The organism is Vibrio sp. V42_P2S4T144 (assembly GCF_009904715.1).
In the GTDB taxonomy this organism is placed as follows: domain Bacteria; phylum Pseudomonadota; class Gammaproteobacteria; order Enterobacterales; family Vibrionaceae; genus Vibrio; species Vibrio alginolyticus.
On sequence record NZ_WXWS01000248.1, the window covers coordinates 1 to 8408 of the forward strand.

Below are 8408 nucleotides of genomic sequence, written 5' to 3' on the forward strand. Positions count from 1 at the left end.
CCTTTACAGGATTCGATCATGCTCGAGAGGCTTTTTAAACTCAGTGAAAATGGCACAAATGTGCGCACTGAGATCATTGCAGGTGTTACGACCTTCCTAACTATGGCTTACATTATTTTTGTAAACCCAGCGATCCTGTCGGATACCGGTATGGACCGTGGCGCCATTTTTGTCGCGACTTGTCTTGCTGCCGCAATCGGCTGTTTTATCATGGGATTTGTTGCCAATTACCCAATCGCACAGGCACCAGGAATGGGCCTGAACGCATTTTTTACTTACTCTGTTGTATTGGGAATGGGTTATACGTGGCAAGTTGCGTTGGCGGCTGTATTTGTTTCTGGCCTTCTGTTCATTCTTTTAAGCGTATTTAAGATCCGTGAGTGGATTATTAACTCGATCCCGCATTCTCTACGAACAGGTATTTCAGCTGGTATTGGTCTTTTCTTAGCGTTTATCGCATTAAAAAATGCAGGTATCGTCGTTGATAATCCAGCGACATTAGTTTCTATGGGAGAGATCACATCATTGCCATCTGTATTGGCCGCGATTGGCTTCTTTCTTACGATTGCACTGGTTCACCGTGGTGTGAAAGGTGCGGTGATGATCGCCATTCTTGGCGTTACAGCGCTTGGTCTTCTATTTGGTGATGTGCAGTGGGGCGGTATTATGTCAACGCCACCAAGCATTGCGCCAACTTTCATGCAACTGGATTTCTCTGGTTTGTTTGAAGTAGGCATGATTTCCGTCGTATTTGCTTTCCTATTTGTCGATTTATTTGACACCGCAGGTACGCTCGTTGGCGTTTCTCAAAAAGCTGGTCTAACTGATGAGAATGGCAACATCCCTCGTTTAAACAAAGCGTTACTTGCAGACTCAACAGCAACGTCAGTAGGTGCATTACTTGGTACCTCTAACACGACATCTTATATTGAAAGCGTTTCTGGTGTGGCTGCGGGTGGGCGTACTGGTCTAACAGCCGTAGTTGTTGGTGTACTCTTCCTACTTGCTCTATTGTTCTCACCACTTGCGGGTATGATCCCTGCTTATGCAACGTCAGGTGCGCTATTCTATGTGGCGATCTTGATGCTGTCTGGGCTAGTAAGCATTGATTGGCGTGACCTAACTGAAGCGTCCCCAGTTGTTGTGACTTGTTTAGTTATGCCGCTAACATTCTCGATTGCAGAAGGTATCACGTTAGGCTTTATCGCATACGCGGCGATCAAGTTATTCAGCGGTAAGGGCCGTGAAGTGTCGATGAGTGTATGGGTGATGTCAGCCATCTTCATCGTTAAATACCTCGTCGGTTAATTTCTCGAGCAAAAAGCCAGTGTGGATTTATTCACGCTGGCTTTTTCTTTTTTACGTTGTTCACAGAAGACGGTTTTTCTGCGGAATAGGCAGAGAATTTTGATATCACCGTTGGTATTAGCGGTGTGTTTCGGTAGAATAATCGTTTGCGCAGCTTGAAATCCTCGTCTCCAAACATTTTGGAGAAGTTAGTGAGCATTCCGCTTTTGAGTGACTTCGCTAGATTTTGAGGATGCATATTTTCAAATTATTAGGTTATTACAATGAGTAAAAAATTCATTATCACTTGGGATGCAATGCAGACTTACTGCCGTGAACTGGCTGAAAAACAAATGCCAGCTGAGCAATGGAAAGGAATTTGGGCGGTAAGCCGCGGCGGTTTGGTTCCTGGCGCTATTTTGGCTCGTGAACTGGGTATTCGTTACGTTGATACAATCTGTATTTCAAGCTACGACCATGATCATCAGCGCGACATGACGGTACTAAAAGCACCTGAAGGTGATGGCGAAGGTTACCTAATCGTTGAAGACCTAGTAGACAGTGGTGATACAGCGCGCAAACTACGTGAGATGTATCCAAAAGCGAAAATGATCGCTGTGTGTGCGAAACCATCAGGCAAAGAGCTGCTGGATGATTACGTTGTAGATATTGCTCAAGACACTTGGATCGAGCAGCCTTGGGATATGTCAATCCAGTATGCTGAGCCAGTAAACCGCAAGCAAAAATAAGCGCGGTTAAAGAATATTGAGAAATGCCCCTTTATAGGGGCATTTTTTTTATTATGATATTAAATCATGCTAATAGCCTAGGGTTCTTCCTATGTCTGAAGACGTCAGTAAAAATCTTTCCGAAACTTTGTTCGTGAAACATAAGCAAGCAAAAGAAACCTCCGCGCTTACCCAGTACATGCCGACCAGTAAAAAAATACTTGATGAACGAGAAGCGCAGGGTGATCGTGCTTGGTATCGTCATTTGCGTCGCTTGCAATGGGCTTGGCAAGGATTGTCTCCGATCGAAATGGAAGGCGTACTGTCCAAAATTGCTTCATCTTCTCACTCGCGAACCAATGATGATTGGTTAGACACTGTAATGGGTTATCACAGTGGTAACTGGACATTTGAGTGGATCAAGCTTGGTATGGATCATCAGAAGCGAGCAAATGAAATGCAAGGAGAAGAGGCAGCGGATGAACTCTTCACTGCTTCTTTGTGTTTTAGTATTGCAGGCTACCCACATTTAAAAAATGACAATTTGGCATCGCAGGCTCAAGTACTGGCAAACAAAGCGTATTCTGACGGCGCAGAAAAAACTAAGTACACCATCAAGCAAATTGAAGTGCCTTACCAAAATCGCAAAATCATCGCGAACCTCCATTTACCAAGAACGGATAAACAGTTGCCTGTGGTCATGGTGAGCGCTGGTTTGGATACTCTACAAACCGACATGTGGCGTTTGTTCCGTAATCGTCTTGCACCGCGAGATATTGCGATGTTAACCGTAGACATGCCTTCAGTAGGGCATAGCTCTCATTGGCCCTTGACCGAGAATTCAAGTTGCCTACATCAAGCGGTATTGAATGAGCTTTACTCGCTACCTTGGGTTGATCATCACAAAGTGGGGTTAGTTGGGTTTCGTTTTGGTGGTAATGCCATGATCAGACTCTCTTTTGTCGAGCAGGAAAAGATCAAAGCTTGTGTCGCTCTAGGCGCACCCGTACATGATATTTTTACTTCCCCTCAGAAGTTACAAAAAATGCCGAAGATGTATTTAGATCTTTTGGCTTCCCGTTTGGGGAAAAATGCGGTTGATATTAATAGCATGGCTGGTCAGATGATGGCGTGGTCATTGAAGGTTCAGGGCTTCCTGAGCAGTCGAAAAACCAAAGTGCCTATTTTGGCTTTGAGTCTTGAAGGCGATCCAGTGTCGCCACACAGTGATAATCAACTTGTTGCTCTATTTAGCCAGTATGGTAGAGCAAAAAAAATCAGTTCCAAAACAATTACAAAAGGATATGAGCAATCCCTCGATTTAGCCATAAAGTGGCTAGAAGATGAATTATTAGGGTGACAATTCTCCTAAATTAGTTAAGAGTGATATATCTGAGCAAAAAATAAGCTCATGATAATTAAAAATAATAATCATTCTTGGGTGTTTACTTTTAACTATGAAAACGGAGATTCATATGTCAGAGACGACTCAGGGCCCGACTCACTTTCGCTTGATGTCAAAGTTGAAGGCGATAGGGCCTTACCTGCGCGAACCACAATCGCAAGAAGGGCGCTATTATTTTGATTGTTTATCTGTATGTGTAGACGACAAAAAATCGCCTGAGAAGCGTGAATTTTGGGGCTGGTGGATGGATTTGGAATCCATCGAGGGAGGCTTTACTGCTAAATATCATATTGGCAAGTACAACAAAGAAGGGCAATGGGTATCTGAAGCCCTTCCCAAAAAAGTGGTAGAGGAAGTGTATCTCACGCAGAGCACATTCCATCAAAAGCTGGTTGATACTTTAGAAGAACACTTCAAATTAGAAGTCGAATATCACACGGAGTCTTTCGATTTCGCTTAATTTGGTTGTTTTCATTTAATACCAAACAAAAAGGTGCGAAAACGCACCTTTTCTCTTGTTAATTCCCTATTTGATTGTTAAAACATCCTCTCTTTATTTGTTTTTCACTTCAGAAGACATCATGACAACGAATCAACAAAATGCAGTTGTTTCACAACCACAAACTGTCGTTGTGAAACTGGGTACAAGTGTGCTGACAGGCGGCACTCTGGCACTCGACCGTGCACACATGGTTGAGTTAGCACGCCAGTGTGCTGAGCTTAAAAAACAAGGCCATTCAATCGTAATGGTTTCGTCTGGTGCGATTGCAGCAGGCCGTGAGCATCTTGGTTACCCCGCATTGCCCAACGAGATGGCGAGTAAGCAGTTACTTGCCGCGGTGGGGCAGAGTCGCTTGATTCAAACATGGGAGTCTTTGTTTGGTATTTATGGTATCAAGATCGGCCAAATGCTACTAACCCGTGCCGATTTAGAAGATCGTGAGCGATTCCTTAACGCGCGTGACACTATTAATGCGCTCGTTGCGAACGATATTGTTCCTATCGTAAACGAAAATGATGCCGTTGCGACTAGCGAGATTAAAGTTGGCGATAACGACAACCTTTCCGCTTTGGTAGGCATTTTATGTGGTGCAGATAAGCTCTTGCTTTTAACGGACCAAAAAGGTCTGTTTACTGCTGACCCTCGTAAAGATCCGAACGCAGAGCTTATCAAGGAAGTAAAAACCATCGACGATACGCTGCGTAAAATCGCAGGTGGAAGCGGTACAACATTGGGTACTGGTGGTATGGCAACGAAGCTGCAAGCCGCAGACATCGCTCGCCGCGCAGGTATAGAGGTTATTATTGCTGCTGGTAGTGCGCCGAATGTTATCTTTGACTCTTTAAGTGCTGAACCTCAGGGCACGCGCTTCCTACCTTGCGCTGAAGCCTTAGAGAACCGTAAACGCTGGATTCTAGCGGGACCTGCGGCATCGGGCGACATCGTTATTGATGATGGTGCAGTCAATGCTGTGGTCGGCAAGGGCAGTAGCCTACTTGCTAAAGGGGTCATCAAAGTTAGTGGTGACTTCGCACGAGGCGAAGTAGCGCGTGTAACAAACGCTCACGGTAAGTTGGTGGCTCGTGGCATCAGCGCCTACTCAAGTGATGACCTAACTAAAATTACGGGTAAGCACAGTAAAGATATCATCTCTATTTTGGGTCATGATTATGGCTCTGAGGTGATTCACCGCGATGATTTGGTCGTCATTCAGGAATAGAATTAGAGGGAAGCAAAGTGGATTTAACGAATATGGGTAAAGCTGCTAAAGATGCAGCTTTCGAATTAGCGACAGCGTCAACTGCGCAAAAAAACCAAGCATTAGCCATCATTGCTGATGAGCTAGAAGCAAACTCTGCTGCTATTTTGGCGGCAAACGCTAAAGACATCGAACTTGGCCGTGAAGCGGGTTTAACCGATGCGCTGCTCGATCGCCTTTTGCTTAACGAAGAACGATTGACTGCAATTGCGAATGATGTTCGCAACGTCATTAGCCTGAACGATCCTGTAGGCAGCGAAATAGACAGTAAGGTACTGGAAAATGGGATGTCACTGTCTCGTCGTCGCGTGCCGCTTGGTGTCGTGGGCGTAATTTATGAAGCGCGTCCAAACGTAACCATTGATATCGCAGCGTTGTGCTTGAAAACCGGCAACGCAAGCATTTTACGTGGTGGCAAAGAGACCTTTTTCTCGAATATGGAATTAGTGAAGGTTATTCAGTCTGCGCTCGCAAAGGCGAACCTTCCTGCCGCTTCTGTGCAGTACATTGAAAAACCAGATCGTGAGCTTGTTTCTCAATTGCTTAAGTTGGACGATTACGTCGACATGATCATTCCACGCGGTGGTGCTGGCCTACACAAAATGTGTAAAGAAAACAGCACGATTCCGGTGATTATTGGTGGCTTTGGTATCAGCCATATCTTTGTCGACGAATCCGCTGATCTAGAGAAATCCCTGAATGTGGTTGAGAACTCTAAAGTTCAACGTCCATCTGCGTGTAACTCATTAGATACGCTGCTCGTGCATGAAAAAATTGCAGCGCAACTCCTACCAATGATCGTAGAGCGCATGAACGATAAAGTGACCTTCGTGACAGAGCCTAAGGCAAAAGCACTGATGGCTCAAGCAACACAAATTCGCGATGCTGTTGAGGGTGACTTTGATACGGAATGGTTGAGCTACACTCTTGGTGTAAAAGTTGTGTCTGATGTGAAAGATGCCATTGATCATATGCGTGTCCATAACGCGAGCCACTCAGATGCGATCATGACCAATAGCTTGGAAAACTCAGAACTGTTCATCAATTCTGTCGGTTCGGCGGCGGTTTATGTGAATGCTTCAACGCGCTTTACAGACGGTGCGCAATTTGGCCTTGGCGCAGAAGTCGCAGTATCTACGCAAAAGCTACATGCACGCGGTCCGATGGGCTTAGAAGAGCTAACTAGCTACAAGTGGGTTGGTAAAGCGAACTACTTAGCACGCAGTTAACACATTCGACGAGATCTTGAGTGAAAAAGGGGCCTTTGCGCCCCTTTTTGTTTTGTCTAACATACCAATTCCGCTACACTACATGAGCTTTTATTTCGGTTTGAAAGCGTTATACCCAAATAGCTTTAATAGAGTCCGTATAACCATGAACGCGTGGTTTCCGTGATTGCTCATGAGGTTATTTTGGTATAGATATGGAGGTGATATGCATTGTCCTTTTTGTTCCGAGAACGATACCAAAGTTATTGATTCCCGCTTAGTGGCTGATGGCCATCAAGTTCGACGTCGCCGTCAGTGCTTGGCGTGTAGCGAGCGTTTCACTACGTTTGAAAGCGCAGAGTTAGTGATGCCTAAAGTAATCAAATCGAATGGCAACCGTGAACCATTTGATGAAGATAAAATGGTTGGCGGTATTCAACGCGCTTTAGAGAAACGCCCAGTGAGTGCCGATTCTATAGAGTTAGCGATCAGTATGATCAAATCACAACTGCGTGCGACGGGTGAGCGAGAGGTTCCGAGTGAAATGATTGGTAATTTAGTCATGGACCAGCTCAAAGAGCTCGATAAGGTGGCTTACATTCGTTTCGCTTCCGTTTACCGCAGCTTTGAAGATATTCGCGAGTTTGGCGAAGAGATTGCCCGCCTAGAAGACTGAGTAGCTCATGACTCAACACACTCCTGAAAGAGCGTTTTCTGATTTAGATTTCGCCATGATGTCACGAGCTATTAAGTTAGCGAAACGTGGCATTTATACCACCGCCCCTAATCCAAATGTAGGGTGTGTCATCGTTCGTGATGAAGAAATTGTCGGTGAAGGCTATCACCATCGTGCTGGTGAGCCGCATGCCGAAGTGCACGCGATGCGCATGGCGGGTGAAAAAGCAGTTGGTGCAACCGCTTATGTGACGCTAGAACCTTGCTCTCATTACGGCCGTACACCGCCATGTGCCGAAGGGCTGATTAAAGCCAAAGTGGCACGTGTGGTTTGCGCCATGGTAGACCCAAACCCGAAAGTTGCAGGTCGCGGCATCCAGATGTTACGTGATGCCGGAATTGAAGTACAAATCGGCTTGTTAGAGCAAGATGCCCTTGCCCTTAACCCTGGTTTTATAAAGTACATGCGTACAGGCATGCCGTTTGTTCAATTAAAAATGGCAGCCAGTTTGGATGGGCAAAGCGCACTCAGTAATGGTCAGAGCCAATGGATCACCTCCCCAGCGGCCCGCCAAGATGTGCAGCGTTATCGAGCGATAAGTGGTGGCATTCTTTCTACTAGCAAAACGGTGATTGATGATAATGCATCACTCAATGTGCGCTGGGATGACTTACCTAATAGTGTTCAAGCGCATTATTTACAAGAAGAGCTTCGTCAACCAGTACGTGTAATCTTAGACCGTCAGAACCATTTAACTGATGCGCTCAAGCTGTTCCATACCGATGGAGAACGAGTTATTGTTCGCTCTGATGGAGACTGTATCCCTCTATTGGACAGCGCTGACCAAATTGACTTATCAACGACATTAAAACGTATCTCTGATGAGCACCATATCAATCACTTATGGGTTGAAGCTGGAGCTACGCTAGCGAGTGCGATGATAAAGGCTAATCTTGTAGATGAGCTCATTGTTTACCTTGCGCCAAAACTCATGGGCAGCGATGGTCGGGGGCTTATAGGTGCTTTAGGGTTAAGCGCTATGGCTGACGTCATAGATTTAAACATTACAGACGTTCGTATGGTTGGGGTAGACATTCGCATCACCGCCACCATAAAACGTAATGAAATTAGATAAGAAATAGTATGTTTACAGGAATAGTAGAAGCAGTTGGCAAGTTAGCTGCGATTACGCCGAAGGGCGAAGACATCACCGTCACGGTTGAAACGGGTACGCTTGATATGTCAGACGTTAAGTTAGGCGATAGCATTGCGACCAATGGTGTTTGCTTAACGGTAGTTGACTTCGGAAGCCACTATTACAGTGCTGATCTGTCATTAGAAACC

General features: G+C 45.4%; 8 protein-coding genes and 1 pseudogene. All 9 read left to right on the top strand.

Annotated features, from left to right (window positions below; translation table 11 throughout):
* Nucleotides 1-18 precede the first annotated feature (18 nt).
* Nucleotides 19-1308 carry an NCS2 family permease gene (locus CAG68_RS08600; protein ID WP_005381592.1) on the top strand — a complete coding sequence of 430 codons (1290 nt, stop codon included), beginning with the start codon at nucleotides 19-21 and terminating at the stop codon, nucleotides 1306-1308.
* 263 nt (nucleotides 1309-1571) lie between these two features.
* Entirely contained in the window at nucleotides 1572-2036 is a 465-nt protein-coding gene (gene tet(34), locus CAG68_RS08605; protein WP_005381590.1) for an oxytetracycline resistance phosphoribosyltransferase domain-containing protein Tet(34), read from the top strand.
* 91 nt (nucleotides 2037-2127) lie between these two features.
* Nucleotides 2128-3375, top strand: a complete 1248-nt coding sequence (gene frsA, locus CAG68_RS08610) for an esterase FrsA (protein WP_005381586.1) — start codon at nucleotides 2128-2130, stop codon at nucleotides 3373-3375.
* A gap of 115 nt (nucleotides 3376-3490) precedes the next feature.
* On the top strand, nucleotides 3491-3880 hold the full coding sequence (gene crl / locus CAG68_RS08615) for a sigma factor-binding protein Crl (protein WP_005381584.1): 390 nt from the start codon (nucleotides 3491-3493) through the stop codon (nucleotides 3878-3880).
* Nucleotides 3881-4001: 121 nt separating this feature from the next.
* A complete protein-coding gene (gene proB / locus CAG68_RS08620) occupies nucleotides 4002-5141 on the top strand; it encodes a glutamate 5-kinase (protein ID WP_005383771.1) in 1140 nt (379 codons plus the stop codon).
* Nucleotides 5142-5158: 17 nt separating this feature from the next.
* Complete coding sequence (locus CAG68_RS08625) at nucleotides 5159-6409, top strand: glutamate-5-semialdehyde dehydrogenase (protein WP_031780851.1); 1251 nt, start codon at nucleotides 5159-5161, stop codon at nucleotides 6407-6409.
* 205 nt (nucleotides 6410-6614) lie between these two features.
* On the top strand, nucleotides 6615-7064 hold the full coding sequence (gene nrdR, locus CAG68_RS08630) for a transcriptional regulator NrdR (RefSeq protein WP_005381578.1): 450 nt from the start codon (nucleotides 6615-6617) through the stop codon (nucleotides 7062-7064).
* Between the two features lie 7 nt (nucleotides 7065-7071).
* Nucleotides 7072-8199 (top strand): bifunctional diaminohydroxyphosphoribosylaminopyrimidine deaminase/5-amino-6-(5-phosphoribosylamino)uracil reductase RibD, encoded by a 1128-nt coding sequence (ribD, locus tag CAG68_RS08635; RefSeq protein ID WP_053306529.1) that lies wholly within the window; start codon nucleotides 7072-7074, stop codon nucleotides 8197-8199.
* Between the two features lie 8 nt (nucleotides 8200-8207).
* A pseudogene (locus tag CAG68_RS08640) lies at nucleotides 8208-8408 on the top strand (riboflavin synthase); the annotation flags it as partial.